This window comes from Mesorhizobium sp. B2-3-6, from assembly GCF_006442305.1.
GTDB lineage: Bacteria > Pseudomonadota > Alphaproteobacteria > Rhizobiales > Rhizobiaceae > Mesorhizobium.
Genome location: NZ_VFVW01000004.1, coordinates 349,762 through 376,271 on the forward strand (window position 1 = coordinate 349,762; position 26,510 = coordinate 376,271).

General features: G+C 63.3%; 30 protein-coding genes. 14 read left to right on the top strand and 16 right to left on the bottom strand.

Features of this window, described 5'->3' with window-relative positions; genetic code table 11:
- Nucleotides 1–146: 146 nt before the first annotated feature.
- A complete protein-coding gene (locus FJ953_RS14260) occupies nt 147–2,339 on the top strand; it encodes an RNA degradosome polyphosphate kinase (protein ID WP_140494308.1) in 2,193 nt (730 codons plus the stop codon).
- Entirely contained in the window at nt 2,339–3,874 is a 1,536-nt protein-coding gene (gene ppx, locus FJ953_RS14265) for an exopolyphosphatase (RefSeq protein ID WP_140624586.1), read from the top strand. Before FJ953_RS14260 ends, ppx begins: the two co-directional genes overlap by 1 nt.
- Before the next feature lie 336 nt (nt 3,875–4,210).
- Here ppx and FJ953_RS14270 read toward each other — a convergent pair whose 3' ends face one another.
- The 5 genes from FJ953_RS14270 to FJ953_RS14290 form a co-directional block, all read right to left on the bottom strand.
- Complete coding sequence (locus tag FJ953_RS14270) at nt 4,211–4,615, bottom strand: DoxX family protein (protein ID WP_140494304.1); 405 nt, start codon at nt 4,613–4,615, stop codon at nt 4,211–4,213.
- A 171-nt stretch (nt 4,616–4,786) separates the two neighbouring features.
- Nucleotides 4,787–5,209, bottom strand: a complete 423-nt coding sequence (locus tag FJ953_RS14275; RefSeq protein WP_140494302.1) for a DoxX family protein — start codon at nt 5,207–5,209, stop codon at nt 4,787–4,789.
- Nucleotides 5,210–5,387: 178 nt separating this feature from the next.
- Nucleotides 5,388–6,785 carry a class II fumarate hydratase gene (fumC, locus tag FJ953_RS14280; protein WP_140624587.1) on the bottom strand — a complete coding sequence of 466 codons (1,398 nt, stop codon included), beginning with the start codon at nt 6,783–6,785 and terminating at the stop codon, nt 5,388–5,390.
- A 142-nt stretch (nt 6,786–6,927) separates the two neighbouring features.
- Nucleotides 6,928–7,701, bottom strand: coding sequence for an SDR family oxidoreductase (locus FJ953_RS14285; protein WP_140624588.1), 774 nt, complete (start codon nt 7,699–7,701; stop codon nt 6,928–6,930).
- A 223-nt stretch (nt 7,702–7,924) separates the two neighbouring features.
- The gene (locus FJ953_RS14290) at nt 7,925–8,707 is read right to left on the bottom strand and encodes an NIPSNAP family protein (protein WP_140624589.1); all 783 of its coding nucleotides are present in this window, start codon (nt 8,705–8,707) and stop codon (nt 7,925–7,927) included.
- Nucleotides 8,708–8,826: 119 nt separating this feature from the next.
- Here FJ953_RS14290 and FJ953_RS14295 point away from each other — a divergent pair, with 119 nt between their 5' ends.
- The 8 genes from FJ953_RS14295 to FJ953_RS14325 all read left to right on the top strand — a co-directional run bounded on the left by FJ953_RS14295 (nt 8,827) and on the right by FJ953_RS14325 (nt 13,652).
- The gene (locus FJ953_RS14295; RefSeq protein ID WP_140624590.1) at nt 8,827–9,492 is read left to right on the top strand and encodes a TetR/AcrR family transcriptional regulator; all 666 of its coding nucleotides are present in this window, start codon (nt 8,827–8,829) and stop codon (nt 9,490–9,492) included.
- A gap of 113 nt (nt 9,493–9,605) precedes the next feature.
- Nucleotides 9,606–10,739 (top strand): metallophosphoesterase, encoded by a 1,134-nt coding sequence (locus tag FJ953_RS14300; protein WP_140624591.1) that lies wholly within the window; start codon nt 9,606–9,608, stop codon nt 10,737–10,739.
- A 491-nt stretch (nt 10,740–11,230) separates the two neighbouring features.
- On the top strand, nt 11,231–11,440 hold the full coding sequence (locus tag FJ953_RS14305; protein WP_010915421.1) for a cold-shock protein: 210 nt from the start codon (nt 11,231–11,233) through the stop codon (nt 11,438–11,440).
- Nucleotides 11,441–11,774: 334 nt separating this feature from the next.
- Nucleotides 11,775–12,002 carry a hypothetical protein gene (locus tag FJ953_RS14310; protein ID WP_140515521.1) on the top strand — a complete coding sequence of 76 codons (228 nt, stop codon included), beginning with the start codon at nt 11,775–11,777 and terminating at the stop codon, nt 12,000–12,002.
- A complete protein-coding gene (locus FJ953_RS14315; RefSeq protein WP_140494290.1) occupies nt 12,002–12,406 on the top strand; it encodes a hypothetical protein in 405 nt (134 codons plus the stop codon). The genes FJ953_RS14310 and FJ953_RS14315 overlap by 1 nt, the downstream gene beginning before the upstream one ends.
- A gap of 1 nt (nt 12,407) precedes the next feature.
- A complete protein-coding gene (locus FJ953_RS30470) occupies nt 12,408–12,575 on the top strand; it encodes a hypothetical protein (RefSeq protein WP_181167560.1) in 168 nt (55 codons plus the stop codon).
- Between the two features lie 4 nt (nt 12,576–12,579).
- Complete coding sequence (locus tag FJ953_RS14320; protein ID WP_140521623.1) at nt 12,580–12,963, top strand: YkgJ family cysteine cluster protein; 384 nt, start codon at nt 12,580–12,582, stop codon at nt 12,961–12,963.
- A gap of 77 nt (nt 12,964–13,040) precedes the next feature.
- On the top strand, nt 13,041–13,652 hold the full coding sequence (locus FJ953_RS14325) for a LysE family translocator (RefSeq protein ID WP_140494286.1): 612 nt from the start codon (nt 13,041–13,043) through the stop codon (nt 13,650–13,652).
- Nucleotides 13,653–13,752: 100 nt separating this feature from the next.
- Here the strand turns inward: FJ953_RS14325 and FJ953_RS14330 are convergent, their stop codons facing one another.
- From FJ953_RS14330 to FJ953_RS14345, 4 genes are all read right to left on the bottom strand, one after another.
- On the bottom strand, nt 13,753–14,031 hold the full coding sequence (locus FJ953_RS14330) for a hypothetical protein (RefSeq protein WP_140494284.1): 279 nt from the start codon (nt 14,029–14,031) through the stop codon (nt 13,753–13,755).
- A 106-nt stretch (nt 14,032–14,137) separates the two neighbouring features.
- The gene (locus FJ953_RS14335; RefSeq protein WP_140494282.1) at nt 14,138–14,512 is read right to left on the bottom strand and encodes a nuclear transport factor 2 family protein; all 375 of its coding nucleotides are present in this window, start codon (nt 14,510–14,512) and stop codon (nt 14,138–14,140) included.
- 17 nt (nt 14,513–14,529) lie between these two features.
- On the bottom strand, nt 14,530–14,976 hold the full coding sequence (locus FJ953_RS14340) for an OsmC family protein (protein ID WP_140494280.1): 447 nt from the start codon (nt 14,974–14,976) through the stop codon (nt 14,530–14,532).
- A gap of 36 nt (nt 14,977–15,012) precedes the next feature.
- A complete protein-coding gene (locus FJ953_RS14345; RefSeq protein ID WP_140624592.1) occupies nt 15,013–16,023 on the bottom strand; it encodes an NAD(P)-dependent alcohol dehydrogenase in 1,011 nt (336 codons plus the stop codon).
- Nucleotides 16,024–16,120: 97 nt separating this feature from the next.
- Here FJ953_RS14345 and FJ953_RS14350 point away from each other — a divergent pair, with 97 nt between their 5' ends.
- On the top strand, nt 16,121–16,732 hold the full coding sequence (locus FJ953_RS14350) for a TetR/AcrR family transcriptional regulator (protein ID WP_140494276.1): 612 nt from the start codon (nt 16,121–16,123) through the stop codon (nt 16,730–16,732).
- Between the two features lie 100 nt (nt 16,733–16,832).
- Here FJ953_RS14350 and groL read toward each other — a convergent pair whose 3' ends face one another.
- From groL to FJ953_RS14365, 3 genes are all read right to left on the bottom strand, one after another.
- Nucleotides 16,833–18,488, bottom strand: a complete 1,656-nt coding sequence (groL, locus tag FJ953_RS14355; RefSeq protein ID WP_140494274.1) for a chaperonin GroEL — start codon at nt 18,486–18,488, stop codon at nt 16,833–16,835.
- Nucleotides 18,489–18,557: 69 nt separating this feature from the next.
- Complete coding sequence (gene groES, locus FJ953_RS14360) at nt 18,558–18,854, bottom strand: co-chaperone GroES (RefSeq protein WP_006203049.1); 297 nt, start codon at nt 18,852–18,854, stop codon at nt 18,558–18,560.
- Nucleotides 18,855–19,247: 393 nt separating this feature from the next.
- Nucleotides 19,248–19,874 (bottom strand): TetR/AcrR family transcriptional regulator, encoded by a 627-nt coding sequence (locus tag FJ953_RS14365; RefSeq protein ID WP_224519165.1) that lies wholly within the window; start codon nt 19,872–19,874, stop codon nt 19,248–19,250.
- A gap of 126 nt (nt 19,875–20,000) precedes the next feature.
- Between FJ953_RS14365 and FJ953_RS14370 the strand changes: the two genes are divergently transcribed.
- From FJ953_RS14370 to FJ953_RS14380, 3 genes are read left to right on the top strand one after another with little or no spacing between them, the layout of a single operon-like run.
- On the top strand, nt 20,001–21,182 hold the full coding sequence (locus FJ953_RS14370; RefSeq protein ID WP_140557121.1) for an MFS transporter: 1,182 nt from the start codon (nt 20,001–20,003) through the stop codon (nt 21,180–21,182).
- A gap of 12 nt (nt 21,183–21,194) precedes the next feature.
- Complete coding sequence (locus FJ953_RS14375) at nt 21,195–22,487, top strand: D-arabinono-1,4-lactone oxidase (protein WP_140624593.1); 1,293 nt, start codon at nt 21,195–21,197, stop codon at nt 22,485–22,487.
- Nucleotides 22,484–23,623, top strand: a complete 1,140-nt coding sequence (locus tag FJ953_RS14380) for a DSD1 family PLP-dependent enzyme (RefSeq protein WP_140624594.1) — start codon at nt 22,484–22,486, stop codon at nt 23,621–23,623. Before FJ953_RS14375 ends, FJ953_RS14380 begins: the two co-directional genes overlap by 4 nt.
- Nucleotides 23,624–23,762: 139 nt before the next feature.
- Here FJ953_RS14380 and FJ953_RS14385 read toward each other — a convergent pair whose 3' ends face one another.
- From FJ953_RS14385 to FJ953_RS14400, 4 genes are all read right to left on the bottom strand, one after another.
- Nucleotides 23,763–24,218, bottom strand: coding sequence for a DUF2442 domain-containing protein (locus FJ953_RS14385; RefSeq protein WP_181165127.1), 456 nt, complete (start codon nt 24,216–24,218; stop codon nt 23,763–23,765).
- On the bottom strand, nt 24,211–24,438 hold the full coding sequence (locus FJ953_RS14390; protein WP_140494264.1) for a DUF4160 domain-containing protein: 228 nt from the start codon (nt 24,436–24,438) through the stop codon (nt 24,211–24,213). The genes FJ953_RS14385 and FJ953_RS14390 overlap by 8 nt, the downstream gene beginning before the upstream one ends.
- A 218-nt stretch (nt 24,439–24,656) precedes the next feature.
- Nucleotides 24,657–25,700, bottom strand: a complete 1,044-nt coding sequence (locus FJ953_RS14395; protein WP_140624595.1) for an ABC transporter permease — start codon at nt 25,698–25,700, stop codon at nt 24,657–24,659.
- Nucleotides 25,697–26,494 carry an ATP-binding cassette domain-containing protein gene (locus tag FJ953_RS14400; protein ID WP_140624761.1) on the bottom strand — a complete coding sequence of 266 codons (798 nt, stop codon included), beginning with the start codon at nt 26,492–26,494 and terminating at the stop codon, nt 25,697–25,699. The genes FJ953_RS14395 and FJ953_RS14400 overlap by 4 nt, the downstream gene beginning before the upstream one ends.
- Nucleotides 26,495–26,510: the final 16 nt, after the last annotated feature.

The following is a 26,510-nucleotide window of genomic DNA, read 5'->3' on the forward strand; positions in this document are numbered from 1 at the left end:
AAGTTCGATGAAATGAAACTGTCGCAAAAGCCTGTCAGAGGATAAGTTAAGCCGGTTAACCGGCTGGAGCATCGCAGCCAGGCGCAACAGCCTGGGCGCCGCCCGAAAAAGCGGCGAAGCAACCAGACGTGGGAAGAGCAGGAACCATGAACGAACTGAAGCCGGTCCAGAGCGAGTTCATCAATGCGGAAGCGGCAAGCCCGGAAGGCAATCCGGATCGTTTCGTCAATCGCGAGTTCTCCTGGTTGCAGTTCAACCGCCGCGTGCTCGAGGAATCGCAGAACACAAACCATCCGCTGCTGGAGAGGGTACGTTTCCTGTCGATCTCCGCGGCCAATCTCGATGAGTTCTTCATGGTGCGCGTCGCCGGCCTGGCCGGCCAGGTTCGCGAAGGCATCGTGTTGAGAAGTCCGGACGGGCGTACCCCCGAACAGCAGCTCGAACAGCTGCTGCGCGAGGTCGAACGGTTGCAGGAAGACCAGCAGAAAAGCCTTTCGGCGCTGACCGTGCTGCTCAACAAGGAAGGCATCGAGAGCATCACCCGCGACGCGCTGACCAAGGACGAGAAGGCCTGGCTGGAGGAGCACTTCCAGGACCAGGTGTTTCCTGTTCTCACGCCATTGTCGATCGACCCGGCGCACCCATTCCCGTTCATCCCCAATCTCGGCTTCTCGATGGCGCTGCAGCTTCGCCATCGCAAGAACGGCGAGGAGATGAGCGCGCTCCTGCGCCTGCCGGTGGCGCTGAAGCGTTTCATCCGCCTGCCGGACCGCAAGCACCATGTCCGCTTCATCCCGCTGGAAGAGGCGGTCGGCCTTTACATCGGCAAGTTGTTCCCGGGTTACGAGGTCAAGGGCTCCGGCACGTTCCGCATCATTCGCGACAGCGACATCGAGGTCGAGGAGGAATCGGAAGATCTCGTGCGCCTGTTCGAGACCGCGCTAAAGCGCCGCCGCCGCGGCTCCGTCATTCGCATCGAGTTCGACATGCTCATGCCGGCCGAACTGCGCGAATTCGTCGCCGGCGAACTCGGCGTTTCGTCGAGCCGCATCAGCGTCCTGACCGGCCCGCTGGCGCTCAGCCAGATTTCGGAGATCGTCGCCGTTGCCCGCGACGACCTCAAATTCACGCCCTACAATCCGCGTTTCCCCGAGCGCATCCGCGAGCATGGCGGCGATTGCTTCGCCGCTATCCGCGAGAAGGACATCATCGTCCACCACCCCTACGAATCCTTCGACGTGGTGGTGCAGTTCCTGCGCCAGGCGATGGCCGACCCGGAAGTGGTGGCGATCAAGCAGACGCTTTACCGAACCTCCAACGACAGCCCGATCGTGCGTGCGCTGGTCGACGCCGCCGAGGCCGGCAAGTCGGTGACGGCACTGGTCGAGCTCAAGGCTCGCTTCGACGAGGAGGCCAACATCCGCTGGGCGCGCGACCTCGAGCGCGCCGGCGTCCAGGTCGTGTTCGGCTTCCTCGAGCTCAAGACCCACGCCAAGATGTCGCTGGTGGTGCGGCGCGAGGACGGCAAGCTGCGCAATTATGTGCATCTGGGCACCGGCAATTACCATCCGGTGACCGCGCGCATCTACACCGACCTGTCCTTCTTCACCACCGATGCAACGATCGCACGCGATGTCGCCCAGCTTTTCAACTTCATCACCGGCTATGCCGAGCCGACCGCCGAAATGCGGCTGGCGATCTCGCCCTTCACGCTGAGGAACCGTATCCTGCAGCACATCTCCGATGAGGTCGCCCACGCGCTCGAGGGACGGCCGGCACGCATCTGGATGAAGATGAACGCCCTTGTCGATCCGATCATCATCGACGCGCTCTACGACGCCAGCCGAGCGGGCGTCGAGATCGACCTGGTCGTGCGCGGCATATGCTGCCTGCGGCCGCAGGTGCCGGGCCTGTCGGAAAACATCAGGGTCAAGTCGATTGTCGGCCGTTTCCTCGAGCACAGCCGCATCTATTGCTTCGGCAATGGCCACGGCCTGCCGTCGGACGAGGCCGTCGTCTACATCTCCTCGGCCGACCTCATGCCGCGCAACCTCGACCGCCGCGTCGAGACCATGGTGCCGATCACCAACCCAACTGTGCATGAACAGGTGCTGGGCCAGATCATGCTCGGCAACATCATGGACAATCAGCAAAGTTTCGACGTATTGGCTGATGGAACCTCCCGGCGCGTCGTGCTCGAGGAGGGCGAGGAGCCGTTCAACGCACAGGAATATTTCATGACCAATCCGAGCCTGTCGGGACGGGGTGATGCGCTGAAATCGCATGCGCCGAAGCGGATCGCGCAATTCAAGCGCCGCAAGAAGAACGCCGCCGCCTGATGCTGTCCGATTCCCAGGGCCGGCTGCAGGATCGCCGACCGCTGTCCATCATCGACATCGGCTCGAATTCGATCCGCCTTGTCGTCTACGAGGGGCTGGCGCGCTCGCCGACCATGCTGTTCAACGAAAAGATGCTGGCGGGCCTCGGCCGCGGCATCGTGTCGACGGGGAAGCTCGACCCCGAGGGCGTGACACGGTCGATGGAGGAGTTCCGCCGCTTCCGCGCGCTCTCCGACCAGGCCGGTGCCGAGCACATGTACGTGCTGGCGACCGCGGCTGCCCGCGAGGCCGTCAACGGCCCCGATTTCATCCACCGCGCCGAAGACGTGCTCAAGACCGAGATCCGCGTGATCAGCGGCCGCGAGGAAGCCCATTATTCCGCGCTCGGCGTCATCTGCGGCTTTCATCCGGCCAACGGTATTGCGGGCGACCTCGGTGGCGGCAGCCTTGAACTGGTCGACGTCAACGGCGAAGCGATCGGCGACGGCATAACGTTGCCGCTGGGCGGCCTGCGCCTGCAGGACATGGCCAAGAATTCCCTCACGCAGGCGGCGAAAATCGTGCGCGACGAGCTGGGGCGGGCGAAGCTGCTGAAAGGCGGGCAAGGCAGGCCTTTCTATGCCGTTGGCGGCACCTGGCGAAATCTCGCCCGGCTGCACATGGAGATGACCAACTATCCGCTTGGCGTCATGCACCACTACGAGATCGGCGTCGAAAGTGCCGCCAATTTCCTGCGGCAAGTGGCGAAAGGCGAGATCGAGAAGATCAAAGGCATCGAGGGTGTTTCGAAGAACCGCCGCTCGCTCCTGCCTTACGGTGCCATCGTGCTGCAGGAGATCATGGCGGCGATGCAGCCGTCGAAGATCATCGTCTCGGCGCTCGGCGTGCGCGAAGGCTTCCTCTATTCCCTGCTCGACCAGGCCGAGCAGAAGGCCGATCCCCTGATCTCGGCATCGGAGGAACTCGCCCGGCTGCGCTCGCGCTCGGTCACCCATGCGCATGAACTCGTCGACTGGACGGCCAAGACCTTTGCCGCTTTCGGCATCGACGAGACCGAGGACGAGGCGCGCTACCGCCACGCGGCGGCATTGCTGGCCGACATCGGTTGGCGCGCGCATCCCGAATATCGCGGCAAGCAATCGCTCAACATCATCGCCCACGCCTCCTTTTTCGGCGTGGACCACCCTGGCCGCGCCTATCTGGCGATGGCCAATGCCTATCGGCACGACGGCATCTTCAACGAAGCCATCGCGCCCGAGATCAAGGCGCTGGCGACACCGCGCTATCTGGAGCGGGCGCGGGTGCTGGCGGCATCGATGCGCGTCGTCTACCTGCTGACCGCCTCGATGCCCGACGTCATGCCAAGGCTGAAATGGGAGCAGCGCGGCAATGGCGTGCTGGCGCTGGTCTTACCGGCATCTCTGGCAGATCTCTATGGCGAGCGGCCCGCCGGGCGCTTGGCGCAACTGGCGCGAATTACCGGCCGCCGCCTGGTACTGGCGGTCGAAGGCGGGCCGAGCGTTTCGGTGAAATAGGTACGGCCTACCAGAGCGTGAGTTATCTGATCCACACCGATATTAGACCAACTCAATGGCACCGCTTATCAGCGGCTTCGCGTTTAAAGACCGGCTTCCCCCACTCCGTCTTGGCTTCGCCAAGCCACCTCTCCCCCCTCCGGAGGGAGAGGAAGGGCGCCAAGATTGGCGAACTCGCGCCCCTCCTCTACCCCGTCGATCGGGGGAGGTGTCGAGCGCAGCTCGACGGAGTGGGGGGTCGACTTGACGCGGGTGTTGACTTGGCCCGGGCATTGAGAGTCCAACCCGGGGCATATGTCTGGTTGGTTCCGGGCCTGCCCTTGGATTTAGGCGATATCAAACCGCAGCCCGCCCGTCGACCGACCAGGCGCCGGCGCCGGCCATGGCGAGCGCCAGAAAGCCGCCCGATATCGCGATGTCCTTCATCAGCATCTGCTGGTGCAGGAAGGCAAGCGTCGCATCATCGGCGCCCTGGCCGTAATGGCCGATGAAGCCGGCAACGATGCAGAAGGCGGCCAAAAGCAGAGCCACGATCCGGGTCTGGAAGCCGATGAGTATCAGCAGGCCGGCGATCAGCTCGAACAGGCCCGTGCCCCACGCGGCGAGCCCCGGGAGCGGCAGGCCAAGGCCGGCGAAATAGCCCGATGTGCCGGCAATGTCGGCGAGCGCATGGAAGCCTGACGGTACGAACAGCGCGGCAAGCAGCAGCCGCGAAGCCAGAAGCAGTGCGTTGCGAGGCATGGTCACCTCCGTTGTCGGTTGGCCGGTTTGGGCCTTTACCCACCCGGACCGATCGATCCTACCACCAATGCCCCGGCAAATCCGGGCGCTGAATTGAGGCTTCTGGACCGACAACGAAACAGTGGCGCGGAAAATTCCGCGCCACTGCTGTCAAAGACGGGGGAGGGAAGTTCAGCCGCGCTTGGCGTCGACCGAATAGGCGCCGGCGCCTGAGGAAGCCAGCACGAGGAAGCCGCCGGTGATCGCCAGGTTCTTCATGAAGTTGATCATCTGCATCTGGTCGGCCCAGCCGGTGTGGGCGACCAGGGCCGTGGCGACGGTGAAGATCGCCAGCACCCAGGCGGCAATCCGGGTCTGGAAGCCGACGAGAATGGCCAGACCGCCGAGCAGTTCGATGAGGCCGACGACGATGGCCGTCACGGTCGGCAAGGGCAGGCCGAGGCCGCCGAAATAGGCCGCGGTGCCGGAAAGGGCGCTGAGCTTGCCGAAACCGGAAAGCAGGAAAATGACCGCGAGCAGGATGCGGCCGAGCAGGATCGTGACAGAACTGTTGGACGCGGTGCCGGTGCCGGCGAAGGAAGTGTTGGTGGACATGGTGGCTCTCCGAATGGGGTTGATCGCCCGTCAGATAGACTATGCCGACTGTTCACCAAAGCCGCCTGCCTGGCGACACATTGTTCACAGGACATACGTTTCCGTGAAGCGGTGAAAAACGGAAATTCGTGCCGGTCGATGCGGTGGCGGGAGGTATTCTCCCGCCGAAAAAGTGCCTTCACCCCGGATGGGTCATATCTTCCGGCCGCACGATCCGGTCGTAGTCGGCTTCGCTGACCAGCCCGGTGGCCAGCGCTTCCTCGCGCAGCGTGGTGCCGTTCTTGTGCGCGGTCTTGGCGATTTTGGCGGCGCTGTCGTAGCCGATGGTGGGCGCAAGCGCCGTCACCAGCATCAGCGAGCGGTCGAGGGCCGCCTTGATGTTGTCTTCGCGCGCCTCGATACCGACGACGCAATTGTCGGTGAAGGAGACCGAAGCGTCGGCGAGCAACTGCACCGATTGCAGGAAGTTGTAGGCCATCAGCGGGTTGTAGACGTTGAGCTCGAAATGGCCCTGGCTGCCGGCGAAGGTGAGGGCTGCATTGTTACCGAACACCTGCACGCAGACCTGGGTCATCGCTTCGCACTGCGTCGGGTTGACCTTGCCCGGCATGATCGAGGAACCCGGCTCATTTTCCGGCAACGACAGCTCGCCAAGTCCCGAGCGGGGCCCTGAACCGAGGAAGCGGATGTCGTTGGCGATCTTGAACAGCGCGGCGGCAGCGGCGTTGATGGCACCGTGCGAGAATACCATGGAATCATGGGCGGCGAGCGCCTCGAACTTGTTCGGGGCGGTGACGAAGGCGATGCCGGTGATGGCTGCGATGCGGTCGGCCACCCGTTCGGCGAAGCCGACGGGCGCGTTGAGGCCGGTGCCGACGGCGGTGCCGCCCTGCGCCAGTTCCTGCAGGCCGGGCAACGTCAGCTCGATGCGCTTGATCGACGAAGCGACCTGCGCGGCGTAGCCCGAGAATTCCTGGCCCAGCGTAAGCGGGGTGGCGTCCTGCGTGTGGGTGCGGCCGATCTTGATGATATGGCTGAACTCTCTGCTCTTGGCGGCGAGCGCCTTGTGCAGGTGCTTCAGCGCCGGCAACAGGTCATGCACGATGCGCTCGGCGCAGGCGATGTGCATGGCGGTCGGGTAGGTGTCGTTCGACGACTGGCTCATATTGACGTGGTCGTTCGGGTGCACCGGCTTCTTGGAGCCCATGACGCCGCCCAGCATCTCGATCGCCCGGTTGGAGATCACCTCGTTGGCGTTCATGTTGGATTGCGTACCCGAGCCGGTCTGCCAGACCACCAGCGGGAAATGGTCGTTGAGCTTGCCGTCGATGACTTCTTGAGAGGCTTCGACGATCGCATTGCCGATCGCCGGATCGAGCCGCTTCAGCTCCATATTGGCTTCCGCCGCCGCCCGCTTGACGATGCCGAGCGCGCGCACGACGGAGGCCGGCTGCTTTTCCCAACCGATCTTGAAATTGCCGAGCGAACGCTGCGCCTGCGCGCCCCAATAGCGGTCGGCGGCGACCTCGATGGCACCGAACGTATCGGTTTCGGTTCTGGTCTTGGCAGCGCTCACGGCAAGTCTCCGGTCTGTCGATTTGGGCAACGGCGTATCGCGTTGCACAAAACGCATCAAGCGGAGATTGCGGGCGGTGAAGATGCAAATCGGTTGAAGACGGAGCCAATCTCCCCGCTCGCGGAGAGATCGGCTGTCCCGCTCATCCGGCCGTGTACCCGCCATCCACCGCGAAAATCCCGCCGCTGGTCCATGCCGCCTCGTCGCTGGCGAGATAAACCGCGATGCCGGCGAGATCCTCAGGGCGGCCGATGCGGCCAAGCGGGTAGCTGCGCTCGACATAGGCCTCGAGTTCAACCTTTGCCTGCGCCGGCAGATTGTCGATGGTCCTGCGCCGCATGGCGGTGTCGACCGTGCCGGGCGCAATGGCGTTGACCCTGATGCCACGCGGACCGAGCTCGAAGGCGAGTGACTTGGTCAGCGAATTCAGTGCGCCCTTCGACAGGGAATAGAGGCTCGACGGCCGGTTGGGGATCATCTTACTGGCGAAGTAGGAGGAGATGTTGATCACCGATGCGCCGACCGGGAGATGCGGCAACAGCCCTTGCGTGAGGAAGAACGTGGCCGCCACATTGAGCGCGAAGGATTGCTGGAATTGGTCAATGCTGACAGTCTCGAACGGCACGAGATAGGCGACACCGGCATTGTTGACGAGGATGTCGAGCGGCCGGCCGGATTCTTTCACAAGCTCGACAGCCGCCGCGACGCCGGGGCTGGTGGCGAGGTCGGCCGACAGCGTTTCGACGGCACCGTTCGGATGGGAAGCCGTGAGTGTTTCGCGGGCCGCCTCGAGTTTTCCGATGTCGCGCCCGATGATCAGGACCTCGGCACCCTCACGCAAGAAGGTGTCCGCTATGGCAAGGCCGATGCCGTCCGAACCGCCGGTCACCAGCGCGCGTTTGCCGGAAAGTCTCATTGAACGCTCCAAGCGTGTTTGGTGACGAGAGCACCGCATATCGGCGGTCGAGGTCAAGCCGGCTGCCTATCCCATGGTATGAACTTCGGCTGCGGCCGGCGTCGGGGTCAACTGCCGGCGCTTGCATTCGCGAACTGGGCAGGGAGCAAGCGGGAATTTACGCCCCGCCTCGATGCCGGGGAGGTATAGCGGATCAGACGCCGCCTCCGCGCGGACTGGCAAATCAGCAACAAAGCCGCGAGCGCGATGTCGCCGACAGGCGCATGGTTTCGGTCGGTCTGGCCAGGTCATGTCGGACCGCGTGCGAGAAGGCTTGCCATGCAGGTGAGGCGGCAAGCGCGGTTTCATGCTGGGCCTGCGCTTCTTCGCCATCAAAACCCATCACACTGATGAAAACATTCTCACTCGCTCGCACCGGCAGGCGTGGAAAGCTGTTTTCCGCATGCTCCGTGACGAAAGCGGCGAGCAGCCGCGCACCGGGTGATGCCGTCATCGGCGCGACTTCGGGCTCGAAGCGGCTGGCGAACGCGGCCTCTGCGCCCGGCCGCAAATGATAAATCCGAATCACGACCATCCCTGACAGCGGCGTGCTTCTGCCTGGCTTTTCGTCGGCAGCCAAGCCCGCGCGCAATGCGCCGGAGAGATCGAAGCCAGCCCCGGTCCACGCAGGTTTGAGCAGCAGCACATCGTCGGAATCGATCATCGTGGCGTTGGCGGCATTGCGGCGCGCTGCCCATACCGGACCGTCATAGAAGGCGCTCAGGGCGCCTTTGCGCACCTCCATGTCCTCGAAGCCGCGCAGCCAGACGAACATGTCGGGGCGATCGAGATCCCGGAATTGGCCGATGATGGTCATCCCGGCCTCTTCCTGGCCTTCGATCAGCTTGCCGTCAAAGAGGTCGATAAGGGTATCGCGTTTGCCGGGTTTCAGCGTGTACTGCCGCAGTTCGACGACCGGGGAGGCGAGCGCTGCTGTCTCCGATGTGGCACTCAGGGGCAGGCTCATAAGCTCGTCTCCAAAAACAGGGTGATCATCCTGTTTTATAAAACAGACCGGTTGTCCTGTTTTGTCAATCTGCTAGCTTCTTTTTCTTCCCTCCTGGAGGGGCACGGTGGAGATTCCCGATGACAGGGCATGCCCAGAAGCGCACCAATGATCCCGAAGGCATGCGCAACAGAGTGCTCGATGCCGCGCAGGAGTCCTTTCAGGTACGCGGCTATCACGCGTCCAGTCTCGGCGATCTGATGGCGGCGGCGGGTGTCAGCGGCGGCGCGTTGCATCATCATTTCCCGACCAAGAAAGCGTTGGCGCTGGCGGTGATCGAAGAGCGTGTGGCCGCGGCGGTCGAAGAGACATGGATGGCGCCTTTGCGGGCGGCCGCTTCGGCGCGCGAAGGCGTGCGTGCAGCCTTCGAAGCCGTGGCGGCGGAACTTGAGCAACAAGGCTTCGTGCGCGGCTGTCCCCTCAACAACCTTGCACATGAACTGTCGCTCGTCGATGCCGAATTGCGCGCCGCCCTTGCCGGCATTTTTGCCGGCTGGCGCCAGGCGATCGCCGACAAGGTCCGGGCTGATCAGCAGGCGGGCAGGGAGCAGGACACCGACCCGCAGCGTTTCGCCGCCCTGGCCGTCGCGGCCTATTCCGGCGCGATGTCGATGGCCAAGACGGCGCAGGATGCCGGCATGTTGCGCGATTGCCTGACGGGGCTGGAGCAGAATGTCGCCCAAGCTTCGCCCATGGCCGCAACGAGGCGGCGTCGCAGGATATTGCTGCCACCGGGAAACCTTTGATGCCGAGGACGGGAACGATCCCTACAACTCAGTTCCGTTCTGGGGGAGGGCAGCAGCCGTGGACCGGGCGCTGAACTTTACTGCTGACCGGTGTCCGTGCTGAACTTCAACCCATGATGAAGCGCTTCTCACCAAAATCGGTATCACGACGCCGTTTTCTGGCGCGGGCCGCCGGTCTTGCCACGGCCCTTGCGCTTCCACGCCCGGCGCTCGGCCAGACCGGGCAGCGCATTCAGCCTGTCGACGCCACCTTCCTGTTCATCGCCGATGTCCATGCCTGCCGCATGGCCAGCGGCTTGAGTCCCAATTGCCAGCAGGAAGGCAAGACCGACGCTGCCTTGCTGCGCAATGTGGCGGCTCTGAACGGCATTGGCGACAAGACATGGCCCGTCGAGATCGGCGGCGTCCCGACGGGCCTACGCTCCGCCGGCAGCCGAATCGGCACGCCGCTCGGCCTCGTCATCGGCGGCGACATGACCGACGATGGCGGTGGTCAGATCACCCAGCCGAGTGAAGGCACGCAATTGCTGCAATTCAGCCAGCGTTACCAGCAAGGCATGGGGCCTGACCGCGTGCATGTTCCAGTCTATGTCGGGCTCGGCAATCATGACCTCGACCAAAACGGCCCGCGGCATCACGTTGACTGGTACCGGCGCGAAATGCGCGACTATGTCGAAGTCAATCACCGTGCCGGCGTGTTCTTCAAGCCACCGGTTCCGGCCACCGACTACGATGTCGAGACCGACTGCTATGCGTGGGACTGGGGCGGGCTGCATCTTGTCCAGACCCACCGTTTCGCTGGCGACACCGGCCATGGCGCGGACAGCAGCCTGCCCTGGCTGAAGCAGGATCTGGCGACCTATGCGGCGGACGGCCGCCCGGTCATCCTGTTTCAGCATTATGGCTGGGATAATTTTTCGACTGAGCGATGGGATCCCGCCAAAAAGGCGTTCGACGACGACGGCAAGGGGCCGCCGCATTGGTGGAGCGATGCGGACCGTCAGGCACTGCTTGCGGCTCTGAAGGGCTATAACATAATTGCCGTCTTCCATGGCCATCAGCACGAGGTGCCGATGATCTATCAGCGCGACGGCCTTGATCTCTTCAAGCCAAAGGCGGCCTATATGGGCGGGTTCGCACTGGCGCGGGTCACCAATGATGGCATGGATGTCGTGCTGGGCGAAGCCAGCGACGATCACGGCGGGGTCACATTCACCAACGCCTTCAGCAAACCGTTCCAGACATGAAAGCCCGCAGCGGCCTTTTCGTCCCGGACGCTGACTGACGTCGACCTGGCAGTACGCTCGGGCCTCGGCCTCCGCTACGAGATGCCGCCGATGATGACCGCCGCGATGTAGGGGCCGAAAGAAAACGCCCCTCGCACCTTTTATCGTGCGGGGGGCGTCTTTGCCGTTCGCTTTTCCTTCGATTGCTCTCGTGAATTGCTGACGACAACCATGAAACGTGCTTCGACCGAAATGGCTCCCGGCGCGTCCAGATTTTTTTTAGGGCCGCTTTGTTCAGTGCCGATTGGCATGAACCGTCGCGGCGGGTGAGCCAAGAATTGACATGGCCGTTTAAATAGCTTACAAGACCTTTGTCGATATTTGTTGACTGACTTTTGTTATCCGCGCTTTGCGGCGCGCCTTTGACGAACTTCCCACATCAAAAATCGAGACAAACGACGTTGTGCATCCGCATGACGGCGAACGAGTATTTGCCATGGAAAGGGTTCGTCATGAGCACCGGCACAGTTAAATGGTTCAACGCCACCAAAGGTTTTGGTTTTATTCAGCCTGACGACGGCTCTGCCGACGTTTTCGTCCACATCTCGGCCGTAGAGCGCGCCGGCATGCGTGACATCGTCGAGGGCCAGAAGCTCGGCTACGAGATGGTCCGCGACAACAAGTCCGGCAAGATGTCGGCCGACCAGTTGAAGGCGGCCTGAAAAAGGATTCAGCCTTCCCGGTGACCACGGATGTACTGGCACTGGTGAATGGCGAATTCGGGCGCATGGCGGCGGAAACCTGAGTTTTCGCACGCTGCGTGCCGGAGCGTCCTGTGCATCCACTGGATGCGCGACGCTCTCATGGAAGGTCAGGCGGTGCCTGGCCTTTTTCACTTTGTGGGTCTCGCCGCCGAAAATGCGCTGCGCGTCGGCCTGAACGTGCTAAGGGACGCTCCAGCAAGTTGAATCCGCCGCCCCAATGCTTTTGTGCGTGGGTCCTGACTGAAGACCGGTCTTGCCCTATCGGCACGAGACTCCTGACAGGAGAAAGATTTTGACCGCCAATTCGAAAACAGCTGCTGATCAGGCAGTGCCCTTGTTCAGCAAGACGCAAACCCAGTCGATGTCGCTCAACCGCATCATTTCCGAACGCGATGCCCTTACCCAGGCGCGTGAAGCCAAGACCGCGCGTTTGCGCGAACTGCGCCTGGAAAAAGAGGCAGATGAAATGGCTGCGGCGGCCGCACAGGCGGCGTTGCCGAAACGGGCCGGAAGACGCTGATGGCGACGAAGCGTGTGCCGGCGACACCAATCGCCGCTGATGCGACCATCGCCGATATGGTCGAAACATTGGACAAGCCAGTCGAATATGTCCGGCGTGTGCTGGAAAAACTCGAACGCTGCAAGCGCGTCCATGGCGATGCACAGGTGCGCGTCGGCGTGCGGGGCCGCGCCGAGTGCCCGAACTATTTGATCGAATATGTCCGCCAAGACGCCAAGACCCGCGAGCCGGTGACCCATCAGGACGCCGCCTACAGCGGCAGCACGCATCGCGAACTGGCGCCGCATCACATCGCGGAGGCGAGGAACTGGTCGCCTGAGGAAATGAACATAACGGCGGTTTCGGCCCTGATCGGCCGTTTGCGCAGTCCGCGCGCACCATCGCGCTTCGCCGACGAGGACTGAGATGGCCATAAAATTCTCCGCCAAGGACCAACCGCCGGCGCCCGCCGCCGCTGCAAAGCCGGTCAAGCCGGCTGCCGCGCCGAAGGCCGATGCAGCTGCCGAGGCCGCGACCGATCTATTCAAGTCGCCGGCCGAGGCGCCGTCGCGCAAGGCAGGCAAGAAGAAATAGCGCCTTGCCGCAAGACGCCGACCGCAATCCTGCTGCGCAGGGGCTGTTCAACCCGGTGGCCGCAGCCAGCCTTTCATCGTCGCAACGAGGCACCGTCCCGGCATTTGATTGCCAGAGCTGCGGCGCCTGTTGCTCCTACTCGGCCGAGTGGCCGCGCTTTTCCACCGAGGACGACGCGCACCTCGACCGTATCCCGGACAAGTATGTCGCGACCGATCTGTCGGGTATGCGTTGCGAGGGCCCGCGCTGTTCGGCCCTCTGTGGCGAAGTGGGCAAGGCAACCGCTTGCGGCATCTACGAGCTGCGCCCGGATGTCTGCCGCGCCTGCATGCCCGGCGACGAGGATTGCCTGATGGCGCGTCGGGCGCACGGGCTGCCTGTCCTCTGATCTGACGGCGCCGCGGCTTGTGCGCGGGGATTTCGCTGCTACGCTGCCCGCCGGGCAGCACAGCGGAGGACCAAATCGTGAGCATCGAATTCTTGTTGACGTCGCTGATCGTGGTGGCTTCGCCCGGCACCGGCGTCCTCTACACGCTGAGCGCCGGGCTTTCCCGCGGCGCCCGCGCCTCAATCGTCGCCGCTTTCGGCTGCACGCTCGGCATCATCCCGCATATGGCTGCCGCCATCACCGGCCTCGCCGCGCTCCTGCACACCAGCGCGGTCGCCTTCGAGACGCTGAAATATCTGGGCGTCGCCTACCTCCTTTACATGGCCTGGAACACGCTGAAGGAGAGGGGTGGTCTGAACGTCGAGGACAATGTCGCGCCGCGCTCCACCGGCAAGGTGATTGCGAGAGGCATCCTCGTCAATGTGCTCAACCCGAAGCTGTCGATCTTCTTCTTTGCCTTCCTGCCGCAGTTCGTCAGCACGACCGAGCCGCACGCGCTGTCGAAGATGCTGGAACTGAGCAGCGTCTTCATGCTTTTGACCTTCGTCATCTTCGTCGGCTATGGCATCTTCGCCGCCTCGATCCGCAGCCATGTCGCGTCGCGGCCGAGGGTGCTGACCTGGATGCGCCGCACGTTCGCCGGCGCTTTCGTCATGCTCGGCGCCAAGCTTGCGCTGGCGGACAGGTAGAATTCGTTCGCCTCGCCTTGGCACGAAATCGATGCCGAACAATGAGAAGGCGAGCCTTGGCCCGCCTTCTTTTGTTCTTCAACTCCGGACTAGCCGGCAATCATTTGTTCGCGCCGCCGAGCGCCTTCAATTTTTCGCAGAACGGGGCATACGGCTTGCTCATCGCCGCATCCTGACATTCCTTCATCATCATGGCTTGGTCGTCCTTGGACATTTTTGCCCAGGCGGCTTTCATCTCGGCGTCGGATTTCATCGTCTTCATGCTCGCATCGGTGAAGAACGGTTCCATCATCTTGGGCGAGTCGAGCGCTCCGGCAAGTGCCGTGCCGCTGAGAACGGTCAACGCGAGTGCTCCAAAGCAGGCGGTTCTGATGTTCATGACATTAGTCCTCCCTATGGTCTTTCTCGATCGTCGAACGGCGGTCGGACTCTATTCCTAGCACAAACCGATGTGTATTAGGAGTAACTCATATGGTGAAGCCGGCCTATCCCTTGACGTAGCCCATCGCCTCGACGATCCGCCCGCCCTCGACGCGCATCAGATTGACGCCGCGCAGCGAATTGCCGTCCGCCATCCAGTAGCGCCAGCGGATCGTCGCCCGCTCGCCGGCGACGAAGGTCTCCTCGATGTCGAAGCGCGTGCCGGGCTGGGTCGCGATCGCCGTCCATAGCCCGACGCAGGCCGCCTTGCCGGCATGGCGCGCACCGTCCGGTGCCGGCACGGTGTTTTCAATCACGCAGTCCTCGCCCACCAACTCGGCAAGCGCCGACGGATCGTGCAACTGGAACACATCGTTGAAGCGCCGCATGATCTCGGCTGTCCGCCGCGACTCTGGATGACCGTCCATGATGCTGCTCATCTCGTACTTCTCCTGATTCATTGTTGCGCGGCGGTACCCACGAGGGTCGCCTTGAGGTTGATCTGGGCCACGCCGGCCAGCGCGCGCGAAACGAGACAGCTCGCCTTGGCGGACTGGGCAAGGCGCTCGAACTGGTCTTCGGCGAGCCCCGTGACCTCCACCGCCGTTTCAAGGTCGATGCGGGTGATGGTCGGCCCGGCCTCGGTCGCTCCGAGGTGCACCCTGGCGATGGTGCGGATGTCCCGGGGAACATGACCTCCCTGGCCAAGGATGAAGGTCAGCGCCATCGAGAAACAGCCGGCATGCGCGGCCGCGATCAGTTCTTCCGGGTTGGTGCCGGGGCCGTTCTCGAAACGCGACGGAAAGGAATAGGCGCCTTCGAACACACCGCTGCCGAGCCGCAGCCGGCCTGAACCTTCCCTCAGCGTGCCTTGCCACTCGGCCGAAGCTTCACGAATTGTCATTGCTGTTCTCCCTTCTGGTTCGATCGATATGAAAGATCAGGCTCCGTCGATGACGACCTTCCCGAAGACGTCGCCCTGCTGGAAATAGCGGTAGGCGTCGCGGGCCTCGGCGAAGGGGAAGACCTTGTCGATGACCGGTCTCAACCGGTGCGCCGAGACGGCGTTGAGCATCGTTTCGAGGTTTGCGCGGCTGCCGACGAACAGACGGCTGATTGTGACGAGGCTGCGCTGATAGACGGCGCCGGGGATCTGCACCGTTGCGCCCTTCGCATCCTGAATGGTGAGCAGCACGATGCGCCCATAAAGCGCGCTGGCGATCAGCGACTGCGCGAAGGTCGGCGGGCCGCCGGTTTCGACGGTAAGGTCGATACCGCCGGTTTCGCCACGCACCATCGCCCCCCATTCCGGCATGTCGGTCGAGGAGACGACGAGGTCGGCCCCCATCGCCCGCAGCTTGCCGACCTTCTCGGCGCGAGAGGTGACGGCGACGACGCGGCAGCCGAGCAGCTTGGCGAACTGCAACGCGAACAGCGAGACGCCGCCCGAGCCTATGACTAGAACCCATTGGCCGGGCTTGGGAATCTCCGCCCCGGTCAGTGCGTTCCAGGCTGTCAGGCCGGCGCAGCTCAGCGTTGCCGCCTCGCGCCAGTCGAGATGCTCGGGAACTCGCACCGCCCATTGCTCGTCAAGCACGGCGTACTCGCCGAGCATGCCATCCAGCGTGCAGCCGAGCTGGTCGATCAGTCCGGCATTGATGCGGCCATCGATCCAGCGGGCGAAATAGCTGCCGGTGACACGGTCGCCGACGGCAAAGCGTGTGACATCATCGCCGATGGCGACGACCTCGCCGGCGCCGTCGCTGAGCGGAACGATCCCGCGGCGCGGTGTCAGGGGGTAGGTGCCATTGAGGATCATCGTATCGCGTCGGTTGAGCGAGGTGGCGCGCACCCGCACCACGATCTCCTGGGGACTTGGCTCCGGTCGCACCTCTTCCCGCATCACCAGACATTCGGTTCCGCCCAAACCCTCAAGACGATAGCTGCGCATTTCGGCTCTCGATTATATAGACTGATCTACATATTATGTAGACCAGTCGTCATATTTCTGGCAAGGCTTATAAGGATCTCTCCTGACAGAGGTTGACATGGCGAACGATACGAGAGCCCGCATACTCGAAACGACCGGATTGCTGCTCAGGCGGCGCGGCTATCACGGCACTTCGCTCAATGACATACTGAGCGCCAGCGGCGCCCCGCGCGGCTCGCTCTATTTCCACTTTCCCGGTGGCAAGGATCAGCTGGTCGTCGAAGTGACGCGCGCCAGCGTGGCCGAGGTGACTGAGAGGCTTGGCGCCGAGCTGGCGGCGGAAAGCGATCCGGCGGTTGCCGTTCACCACATTTACCAGTCGGTCGCTCGCATGCTGGAGGACAACGAATTCTCGCTCGGCTGCCCGATCGCGCCGGTCGTGCTCGATGCGCCGAACGACGTGCCGGACTTGGAGGAAATCTGCCGCTCCGCTTTCGAGCAGTGGATCGGCCTGCTGCGCCAGGCGTTTGTCAGGGCAGGGGTGGTCGAGCGCCGCGCACGGGCGCTGGCGCTGTTGGTCGAGTCCTCGCTGGAAGGCCTGATGGTGATTGCCCGCGCCACCCGCGATCGCTCATCGATCAACGTCGTGGCCGATGAGGTGGCTACCCTGATCGAGCAGGCAGTCCTCGCCGGCAAGGCGACGCGGCAAGCGGAGAGCACTGCTGTCTGACGCTGGTTCCAACCGACTACGCTGAAGCAAGGCCTGAATGTGCAAAGAAAAGGGCGGCATCGCTGCCGCCCTTTCCACATGCATAAAGCAGATGGCTGGATTAGAAGTCCATGCCGCCCATACCGCCCATGCCGCCGCCGCCCATGCCGCCAGGCATGCCGCCGCCAGCCGACTCCTTCTTCGGAGCCTCCGCGATCATGGCTTCGGTGGTGACCAGCAGGCCGGCGACCGAGGCCGCGTCCTGGAGAGCCGTACGCACGACCTTGACCGGATCGACGATACCCATGGCGATCATGTCGCCATATTCGCCGGTCTGGGCGTTGTAGCCGAAGGTCGCGCCCTTGTTCTCGAGGATCTTGCCAGCAACGATCGATGCTTCCGCACCGGCGTTGGCAGCGATCTGACGGGCCGGAGCCTGCAGCGCGCGGCGCACGATGTTGATGCCGGCGGCCTGGTCGGAGTTGACGCCGGTGGCCTTGAGGTTGCCCGAAGCGCGCAGCAGGGCCACGCCACCGCCGGCAACGATGCCTTCTTCCACGGCCGCGCGGGTCGCGTTGAGGGCGTCATCGACGCGGTCCTTCTTTTCCTTCACTTCCACTTCGGTCGCACCGCCGACGCGGATCACGGCAACACCGCCGGCGAGCTTGGCCAGGCGTTCCTGCAGCTTCTCCTTGTCGTAGTCCGAGGTGGTCTCCTCGATCTGCTGCTTGATCTGGGCAACGCGGCCCTGGATCTCGGCCTTCTTGCCGGCGCCGTCGACGATGGTGGTGTTCTCCTTCGAGATCGACACCTTCTTGGCGCGGCCGAGCATGTTGAGGCCGACATTCTCGAGCTTGATGCCGAGGTCTTCGGAGATGACCTGGCCACCGGTGAGGATGGCGATGTCTTCCAGCATGGCCTTGCGGCGGTCACCGAAGCCCGGAGCCTTGACGGCGGCGATCTTCAGGCCACCGCGCAGCTTGTTGACGACCAGCGTGGCCAGGGCCTCGCCTTCGACGTCTTCCGAGATGATGAGCAGCGGCTTGGAGGTCTGCACGACCGCTTCCAGGACCGGCAGCATGGCCTGCAGGTTGGAGAGCTTCTTCTCGTGGAGCAGGATGTAGGCGTCCTCGAGATCGGCAACCATCTTATCGGGGTTGGTGACGAAGTAGGGCGAGAGATAGCCGCGGTCGAACTGCATGCCTTCGACGACTTCCAGCTCGGTCTCGGCGGTCTTGGCTTCCTCGACGGTGATGACGCCTTCGTTGCCGACCTTCTGCATCGCTTCCGCGATCATCTTGCCGACCGACTCGTCGCCATTGGCCGAGATGGTGCCGACCTGGGCGACTTCCTCGGAGGTCTTGATCTTCTTGGCGGCCTTGCCGAGAGCTGCGACCACTTCGGTCACGGCCAGGTCGATGCCGCGCTTCAGGTCCATCGGGTTCATGCCGGCGGCAACCGCCTTGTGGCCTTCCTGGACGATCGATTGCGCCAGAACGGTCGCGGTCGTGGTGCCGTCGCCGGCGATGTCGTTGGTCTTCGAAGCGACTTCGCGGACCATTTGCGCGCCCATGTTCTCGAACTTGTCCTCAAGTTCGATTTCCTTGGCGACGGTGACGCCGTCCTTGGTGATGCGCGGTGCGCCGAACGACTTGTCGATGACGACGTTGCGGCCCTTGGGGCCGAGCGTGACCTTCACCGCGTCGGCGAGGATGTTGACGCCGCGCAGCATGCGCTCACGGGCGTCGCGGGAGAATTTTACGTCTTTGGCAGCCATGTTCAACTCCTGGCAGGGGCTCGGATCGAGCCCGAAGATTCAAGATTCAGTTGATGGGAAGGCCGATATTCAGCCGATGATGCCCATAATGTCGGATTCCTTCATGATCAGAAGGTCTTCGCCATTGAGCTTGACTTCGGTGCCCGACCACTTGCCGAACAGGATGCGGTCGCCAGCCTTGACGTCCAGGGGCACGAGCTTGCCAGCTTCGTCGCGGGCGCCGGAGCCGACGGCGATGATCTCGCCTTCCTGCGGCTTTTCCTTCGCCGTGTCGGGGATGATGATCCCGCCGGCGGTCTTGGATTCGGATTCGACCCGGCGTACGACCACGCGGTCATGAAGCGGGCGGAACTTCGACTTTGCCATGTTTTCTTCCTCGATGAGAACGGTGAGAAACAGTTCCTCCGTCCGGCGAAGCCGGACAATCTACAAAGCCCGGCGGTACCGGACCTGTGGTTAGCACTCACCCAGGGCGAGTGCTAACGTGGCGGTGAAATAGGCTGCTGGCTGGCGAGAGTCAAGGCGCGCGCGAGCGGGCAGCGGCGCGAAATTTTGTTTTCCGCGAAAGCCCGCTCGCAGAACGTGCCAGTTGCCGCTGGCCTTTCATGCGAAATGCGCCGGTTCCTCCCGCAATCGACGGCGAAACAAGGCGCGGAGGGGTGCTCCGCCGCTACCGGTCAGAGATCCTGCCGCCCGATACTTCGATACGCAAGACGTGTCGATGTCACGGGAGAGGGGCGCGAAAGCCGCCGCCGAAAACTACAGAAACAGTCTCAGCTGCGTATGGATGATGGACCTGTAGTCGTCGATCGTGCGGCGGCCTTCCTTCTCGTCCTGCGTCAGCGCTAGCCGCACGACGCCGCCGGCAAGCTGGAAGATCAGGAACACCACGCGCGCGAAGTCTTCGCGCCGGTCGGGCCGCAGCATCGGAGCGACGTGGTCGCAGAACATCTTGGCCTGGTGCCTTGTCTCAGCAATGTCGAGGTTCTGCAGCGCCTTGTCAGCCTGTATCGCGTTCTGCAGATCCTGGATGGCCGGGTCGTCGGCCACGCGCCGGTAATAGTCCTCGATCATGCGGTCCGCGGCAGCCGTCACGTCCTCAAGCCCACTTATTTCGGCGATGATCTCGCCGAAGCGTGCGCGGCTTTCCTCCGAGAAGCGCTCATAGAGCATCGCCAGGATCGCCGATTTGTTGGGGAAATAATGGTAGACGGTGGCGATCGGTCCGCCCGCCAGTGCGCCCACTTCCTTCATCGTCACCGCGTCGATGCCTTTTTCGCCGATCAGCCGCATGGTCGTCGAAAGGATCGCGTCGATGCGTTCGCGGCTCCGCTCCTGCTTGGGCCTGCGCCTCGGCGCCGTCGCCATCCGGCTTGCTTCCGCCATGCGCCCAATCTCTCGCGAGAGCTTCAAAATTCCCGGTTGACAAGAAACATGATCAAGTATCAGTTTCGTAATGCTGACAAGTTGTCAGCTTTTTTATCGCACTGCAAGGACGTTGGGAGGCGCCTCGTGACTGCGACGCAAGCCGTACAAGCGGAAAATGGCGATTGGCTGGTCGGCAACCCGACCGGCGTCGAGCTCGGCTCCGCATTATGGATCGGCTCGGTCGGGCTGCTGATCCTCGGGCTTCAGCCCGTGCTGCTTGGCGCGCTCTACACCGAGGGCCATGTCAGCGGCGATGAACTGGCGCTGGTCGCCACGGCGGAGATGATCGCAATCGCCATCGGTTCAGCCGTGGTGGCGATGCTGCTTTCCGCGCGCAACATGCGCTGGAAAAGCGCCGTCCTTTTGATCCTGCTGGCCCTGGCGAATGTATGGACCGCCCATGCCGCAAGCGCCAATGCGCTGATCGCCGCCCGCGCCATCGCCGGGCTGGCTGAGGGCGGCCTGGTCGCGATCGCCACTGAACTGATCGCCCGTTCGCGCCGGGCGGAGCGCATCGGCGGCTATTTCGTGACGCTGCAGACCCTGGCGCAATGTGCGCTCGCTCTGCTTTTGGCACTCTATGTCATTCCCGAGGCGGGGTCGTCCGGCGGCTTCATCGTGCTTGCCGTCGTCTGCGTCGTCTCGCTGGCGGCCGCTTTCACCGTACCCGGTGACTACGCCGACCTGCCGAAAGGGGAGAACCTGGCCAATGTGCTGACGGTTCCGTCGATCACCGCGCTATTGTCGGTCTTCTGCTACTTCATGTTCTTCGGCGCGATCTGGGCCTTCCTGGAACCGCTCGGTGCGCAATATGGGATTGATAGCTGGACCGTCGGTCTGATCGTCTCGGCCAGCCTGGCGACGCAGGTCCTGGGCGCGATGACGGCGACCGTGTTCGAGGCGCGCATCGATTACCGCATTGCCATTACGGCCATCGGTGCCGTCGCGCTGGTCTCCTCCCTTGTTCTTGCCAGCGCACCTGGCCTGACGACATTCTGGATCGCCGCCTTGGTCATGGGCTTCATCCTGTTGTTCATCGTACCCTATCAGATCCGGCTGGCGATCACGGCCGACGAGACGCGTACCGCCGTGCTGCTGGTGCCGGCCGCACAGCTCTTCGGCTTGGCGATCGGGCCGGTGGCGGCGTCGCTGCTCATCAATGGCAAGGATTTCCGGCCCGTGCCGGAATTCGCCGCGGCAAGCGCGTTTGCCAGCGTGGCCCTGCTTGGCCTGTTCGTGGCCACTATGCGCCGTCGGCGCGTCTGACGGGACGGCTGGATGTCGACGATCACCGCGCGGAACTGGAGCAACTGGTCGGGCTTCGTGCGCGCCGAGCCGAAGCTGATCGCCACTCCAACCGACGCCGGCGAGCTTGCCGATCTGGTGCGCACGGCACCTGGGCCGCTGCGGGTGGCGGGTGCTGGCCACTCCTTCACGGCGCTGGTGGCATCGCAAAGCTCGATCGTTTCCCTGGAGAAGATCGAGGGGCTGGTCTCGCACGACATACAAAGCCATCGCGCGCGGGTGCGGGCAGGGACCCGGCTCGGCCCGCTAATGCACATGCTGCACGGCATCGGCCAGGGCCTGCCAAATATGGGCGACATCGACCGCCAGGCGATCGGCGGCGCGCTGGGCACCGCCACCCATGGTTCCGGGCTGACGCTGGGCGCTTATCACACCCAGTTGGAGACGGTGCAGATCGTGGACGGGCGGGGCGAGTTGCGCGAATTCGATCGGACCCGCGACCAGGATATGATCCATGCGATGGGGGTCGCTCTCGGCGCCTTCGGCATCTTGAGCGAAGTCACGCTGAACAACATCGCGACCTACCGGCTGCGCCGCCGCAAGTGGGTGCTGCCGATCGCCGACATGCTGCGCGATTTCGAGACGATGATGGCCGCGCACCGGTCGGCCGAATTCTACTACATCCCGTTTTCCGGCTACGCGCAGTTTATCGCCAGCGACCTCAGCGACGCGAACCCGACCACCAGGCCTACCGAGCACGACGAGGCCGGCCTGGCGACGCTACGCAAGCTGAGCAGGGCGCTGCGCCGGCTGCCATGGCTGCGCCGCTCCTTGATCCGCGGCGCCGTGAAGAAAGTGCCGGCCGAGGATTATGTGCAGGACTGGCTCAACGTCTATGCCAGCGACCGGCAGACCAAGTTCAACGAGATGGAGTATCATCTGCCCTTCGAGGAGGGGCCGAAGGTGATCACGCAGATCATCGAGCTGACCGAGAAGCACTTTCCGGAAGTTTATTTTCCGATGGAGGTGCGCTCGGTGGCACCCGACATGTTCTGGCTTTCGCCCTTCTACAAGCGTCTGACCTGCTCGATCGCCATTCACCACGATGCCGCCAACGACCCTGAGCCCTTCATGCGGGCGGCCGAGCCGATCTTCCGCAGGCATGGCGGCCGGCCGCATTGGGGCAAGATGCACAGCCTAAAGGCGGCGGATCTCAAAAAGCTCTATCCGCGCTGGGATGATGCCATGGCCGTTCGGGGAGACATCGATCCCGAGAACCGTTTCGTCTCGCCCTACATGGCCGGCCTGTTCGGCATCGGCCAATGAGCGGCTATTTCACCGCGCTGTCGGATGCGTTGAGGGCGGCCGGCGTCTTTCAGCCTTGTCTCGTGCTCGACCGCGACCGGCTGGACCGCAACATCGACCTGGTGAAGCAGAGACTGGCGCCCGGCCTTGCCGTGCGGCTGGTCGACAAGTCGCTTGCTTGCCTGCCGCTGCTTTCGCACATCGCCGGGGCGCTCGGCACCCATCGCTTCATGACGTTTCATCCGCCGATCACAAGCGCGGTGCTCGACGCTTTTCCCGATGCCGACATGCTCTACGGCAAGCCGATGCCGGTCGGCGCGGCAAAGCAGGCGATTTCAAGCAGTACCGCCGACTGGTCGCGTATCTGCTGGCTGATCGACAGCGAGGAGAGACTGGCGGAATACGGCGCTCTGGCCGCCGAACTGGACATCGGGTTGCGCATCGCTTTCGAGATCGATGTCGGGCTGCATCGGGGCGGGTTCGCGGAACCGCGCGCGCTGTCGAAGGCATTGAACGCGCTGCCCGCCCGGCTGCGCTGCGAAGGCGTCATGGCCTACGAGGCGCACGCGCCGCACATTCCCGGTCTGTTCGGCGGTCCCAAAAAGGCGCTGGCACAGGCGTCGCAGCGGGCCGCGGCGTTCATCGCGGCTCTCGGCGAGGACCAGCGCCGAACACTGAACATCGGCGGCTCGAAGACCGCGTTGCTTCATCGTGGCGGCATGGCCAACGAAGTGTCGATCGGGTCGGCCTTCGTGCTGCCCGGGGATTTCGACACGCCCGGCCTCGACGGCTTCCAGCCCGCGGCCTTCATCGCCACGCCTATCCTCAAGGTGGTCGAGCCGATGCTGCCAGGCCCGCCGGCGGTCACCCGCCTGCTGCAGACGGTCGGCCGGTTTCCGCGCAAGGGTTGCTATCTCTATGGCGGCAAATGGATGGCCGAACCGGTGTTTCCCGAAGGCATGGAGACCAATGGCCTGCTTGGCCTTTCCTCGAACCAGCAGTTCATGGGCCTGCCCGGCGATGCCACCACCAGGTCAGGCGACTACGCCTTCCTGCGCCCGACGCAAAGCGAGGCGGTGCTGCAGCAGTTCGGATCGATCGCGGTTTTTTCGGGCGGCAGCCTCGTGGACCGGTGGCCCGCGCTGCCGATGGGGTAGACATGGTGCCTCGTTACGATGAGGCCAAACCAGACGCTTCGATGTAACAGACCGACCGTCAACCCAAAGCCACGATGCGCTGGCGGCCAGCAGCCGCATGCTTGGAACAGTCAGCGAGCCTATCCGCCTCCAGACGGGGTCATCGTTGACCGGCCTTCTCGGCGAGATATCGAGTAGCCAACGCGATTGAATTGGGGATCGGTGTCGATCCTCTATAGTTGGCAATTTGGCGCCTGGAGATTTCCAACTGGAGCGCCATCCCCTCAAGCGAGAATTTCAGCAGATCGTCCATGATATGGCGGAATTCCCGGTTCTCCATACCAATTGAGGGCAGGGTATCGATCCATTCGGCTGACAACTCGATTCCCCCGTCCCACTCGATTGCATTGCCGTCTTCGTTAACCCGCATGGTTCCAAACAGCTCGTCATCGTCGCGAAGCGGAATGAAGTGTCGATGGCTATTCAACACTGGATTCAGGTCAACCGTATTGGAGCGGCCGTCTCGCCAGGTGATGCGCACGCGGCGGCCATCAATCATGGTGACCGAGGCGATCCTGGGGAGCGGATTGCCGACTGTTACGATATCGTCAACCATTGAGGCGGGTCCATTCATTGCGCAACTCCTCTTCATGCGAGTTAGCCCAAGCGATTACGGCATCGAGGTCTTTGCGACGCATTTGGCCACGCAACACGTTCCATGAGCCAATCCTGATCAGGACTTCATACTCACCCTTCAACGCGTGAAAGTGAGGCGGGTTATGGTCATCCGCAAAGACCTGAATCTTGATGCCGTCGAGAACCTTCAAAGTGGGCATGTGGCTGTTCCATCGCGCCAAATTTAATGCAGAGGGTGCACTAAATCAAGCGAAAGTGCACTGGGTGCACCAAAGCGTCGCATTTCATCAGTTTGATCGATATTGCGCGTGACGTAAATCGACGACCCCGGCCCTGCGTTCTCGTCCGCGCGGCCGCCGTTGTAGCTACCGGATTGAGCTCGGACGGTCGCGCCGAACGGCCGGCCTTGGGTAGCGTTTCAGCGGTAGCGCGCCTGGTTCCAGCGGTGGCCAAGCAGCGACAGGATGATGATCAGCCCGTTGAAGAACTGCACATAGAAGCCGCTGAGGCCGGCAGCGACGACGCCGGTCTGGATGAACGCCACCGTCAGCGCGCCGATAGCGCCGCCAAACACGGTACCGATGCCGCCCCAGGTCGGCGTGCCGCCGACGAACACCGAAGCCAGCACCGGCAACAGATAGCCGTCGCCGGCGGTTGGCCACCAGGTGAAGTTGATCATCGTCGAGAAGGTGCCGCCGATCGCGGCCCCGATGCCGACGAAGACGAACACCTTGACCTTCACCCGCTTGACGTCGATGCCCATCTGCTGGGCGCTGTCGGGATTGTCGCCGACCACCTTCACCTGCGCGCCGAAGCGGTGGCGGTTGTAGAGCAGCGCGGCGAACACGACGAAGGCGAGCGCCCACAGGATCTGTACCGGAATCCCGTAAACCTGGCTGGAGAAGATCGTATAGGTCCAGCTTTGCCCGAGCGTCGGCAGCGCGGTCGACTTGCCTTCGTTGATGATCTGGATCAGCCCGCGCAGCAGGAAGTTCATGCCGAGCGTGGCGATCAGCGACGACAGGCTGCCATAGACGACCAGCACGCCGACCAGGAAGCCGAGCAGCATGCCGGTGGCGAGTGCTGCGACGATGCCGAGGGAGGGATCGTAGCCGGCCTGTACGACCAGCGCGAAAACCCAGGAGGCAAAACCCATCGTCGCCGGAAACGACAGGTCGATTTCGCCGGCGGTGACGACAAAGACCAGCGGCACGACCACGAACAGCGCGACCGGCAGCGTGGTCAGCACGGAGCTGTAAAGAAACCAGGTGGTGAACACGGTCGGATTGGCGATGGTGAAGGCGACCATCATCACCGCGAACACGCCGAGCGTGCCCAGCGCCGCGCGATTGTCGAGAACGAAGCCGCGCAGCAAATGATCCGACGGATGCTTCCATGCCGCTTCGCCCATTTCGGCATGGGGCGAGGTGGCTTGGCGATTGGGTTCCGCGATGTTGCTCATGGCCTTGTGTCCTCCGCGCGCTGGGCTTCGCCCAAGCCGGGCAGTCCGCCGGGATGCGCGAGGTCTTCCATGAAATTGACGAGCATGTCGGCCGACTTGATGTCGCGCTTGTCGGCCTGCAGCGCCACAGTGCCACGATCGAGCACGACGAAACGGTCGGCGATGTCGAAGACATGGTGGATGTTGTGGCCGATGAACAGGATCGAGCGCCCGCTCGCCCGCACCTGGCGCACGAAGTGGAAGACCTTGGCGGTTTCGGTCAGCGACAGAGCCGTTGTCGGCTCGTCGAGGATGATCAGGTCGGCCTGCTTGTAGATGGCGCGCGCGATCGCCACGCCCTGGCGCTCGCCGCCGGAAAGCTGGCCGACGACGGACTGCGGCGTGAACACTTTCGAAGTGAAGCCGATCTCGCGCATAAGCCGGCTCGCCTCCCTGATTTCGGTGCCGACCTTCAGCCAGCCGAGGAAGCCGGTGAGTTCGCGTCCCATGAAGATATTGCGCACGATGGTCTGCTGCACGGCCAGCGCCCGGTCCTGGAACACGGTCTCGATGCCGGCGTCGCGCGAGCGCGCCGCGTTCCAGCCGGTGACCGGCTTGCCGCGAACGAGGATCTCGCCGTTGGTCGGCTTGACCGCGCCGGCGAGGATCTTGATCAGCGTCGACTTGCCGGCGCCATTGTCGCCGATCAGTCCGACCACCTCGCCGCGGTCGACGCTGAGATTGACCCCGCCAAGCGCGTAAACCTGGCCGTAGGATTTCGTGATGTCGCGCAGTTCGATGATGCGTTCGGCCATCGGGTCCTCGCTTGCT

Coding starts and splice junctions, on each gene's coding strand:
- FJ953_RS30470 (WP_181167560.1), top strand. CDS start 12,408: ATGGCCATAAAATTCTCCGCCAAGGACCAACCGCCGGCGCCCGCCGCC.
- FJ953_RS14290 (WP_140624589.1), bottom strand. CDS start 8,707: ATGAGCCTGCCCCTGAGTGCCACATCGGAGACAGCAGCGCTCGCCTCC.
- FJ953_RS14330 (WP_140494284.1), bottom strand. CDS start 14,031: ATGAACATCAGAACCGCCTGCTTTGGAGCACTCGCGTTGACCGTTCTC.
- FJ953_RS14375 (WP_140624593.1), top strand. CDS start 21,195: ATGTCGACGATCACCGCGCGGAACTGGAGCAACTGGTCGGGCTTCGTG.
- FJ953_RS14275 (WP_140494302.1), bottom strand. CDS start 5,209: ATGTCCACCAACACTTCCTTCGCCGGCACCGGCACCGCGTCCAACAGT.
- FJ953_RS14385 (WP_181165127.1), bottom strand. CDS start 24,218: ATGGTTGACGATATCGTAACAGTCGGCAATCCGCTCCCCAGGATCGCC.
- FJ953_RS14400 (WP_140624761.1), bottom strand. CDS start 26,494: ATGGCCGAACGCATCATCGAACTGCGCGACATCACGAAATCCTACGGC.
- FJ953_RS14340 (WP_140494280.1), bottom strand. CDS start 14,976: ATGACAATTCGTGAAGCTTCGGCCGAGTGGCAAGGCACGCTGAGGGAA.
- FJ953_RS14395 (WP_140624595.1), bottom strand. CDS start 25,700: ATGAGCAACATCGCGGAACCCAATCGCCAAGCCACCTCGCCCCATGCC.
- ppx (WP_140624586.1), top strand. CDS start 2,339: ATGCTGTCCGATTCCCAGGGCCGGCTGCAGGATCGCCGACCGCTGTCC.
- FJ953_RS14295 (WP_140624590.1), top strand. CDS start 8,827: ATGACAGGGCATGCCCAGAAGCGCACCAATGATCCCGAAGGCATGCGC.
- FJ953_RS14380 (WP_140624594.1), top strand. CDS start 22,484: ATGAGCGGCTATTTCACCGCGCTGTCGGATGCGTTGAGGGCGGCCGGC.
- FJ953_RS14390 (WP_140494264.1), bottom strand. CDS start 24,438: ATGCCCACTTTGAAGGTTCTCGACGGCATCAAGATTCAGGTCTTTGCG.
- FJ953_RS14300 (WP_140624591.1), top strand. CDS start 9,606: ATGATGAAGCGCTTCTCACCAAAATCGGTATCACGACGCCGTTTTCTG.
- groL (WP_140494274.1), bottom strand. CDS start 18,488: ATGGCTGCCAAAGACGTAAAATTCTCCCGCGACGCCCGTGAGCGCATG.
- FJ953_RS14345 (WP_140624592.1), bottom strand. CDS start 16,023: ATGCGCAGCTATCGTCTTGAGGGTTTGGGCGGAACCGAATGTCTGGTG.
- FJ953_RS14305 (WP_010915421.1), top strand. CDS start 11,231: ATGAGCACCGGCACAGTTAAATGGTTCAACGCCACCAAAGGTTTTGGT.
- groES (WP_006203049.1), bottom strand. CDS start 18,854: ATGGCAAAGTCGAAGTTCCGCCCGCTTCATGACCGCGTGGTCGTACGC.
- FJ953_RS14335 (WP_140494282.1), bottom strand. CDS start 14,512: ATGAGCAGCATCATGGACGGTCATCCAGAGTCGCGGCGGACAGCCGAG.
- FJ953_RS14270 (WP_140494304.1), bottom strand. CDS start 4,615: ATGCCTCGCAACGCACTGCTTCTGGCTTCGCGGCTGCTGCTTGCCGCG.
- FJ953_RS14260 (WP_140494308.1), top strand. CDS start 147: ATGAACGAACTGAAGCCGGTCCAGAGCGAGTTCATCAATGCGGAAGCG.
- FJ953_RS14350 (WP_140494276.1), top strand. CDS start 16,121: ATGGCGAACGATACGAGAGCCCGCATACTCGAAACGACCGGATTGCTG.
- FJ953_RS14285 (WP_140624588.1), bottom strand. CDS start 7,701: ATGAGACTTTCCGGCAAACGCGCGCTGGTGACCGGCGGTTCGGACGGC.
- FJ953_RS14365 (WP_224519165.1), bottom strand. CDS start 19,874: ATGGCGGAAGCAAGCCGGATGGCGACGGCGCCGAGGCGCAGGCCCAAG.
- FJ953_RS14315 (WP_140494290.1), top strand. CDS start 12,002: ATGGCGACGAAGCGTGTGCCGGCGACACCAATCGCCGCTGATGCGACC.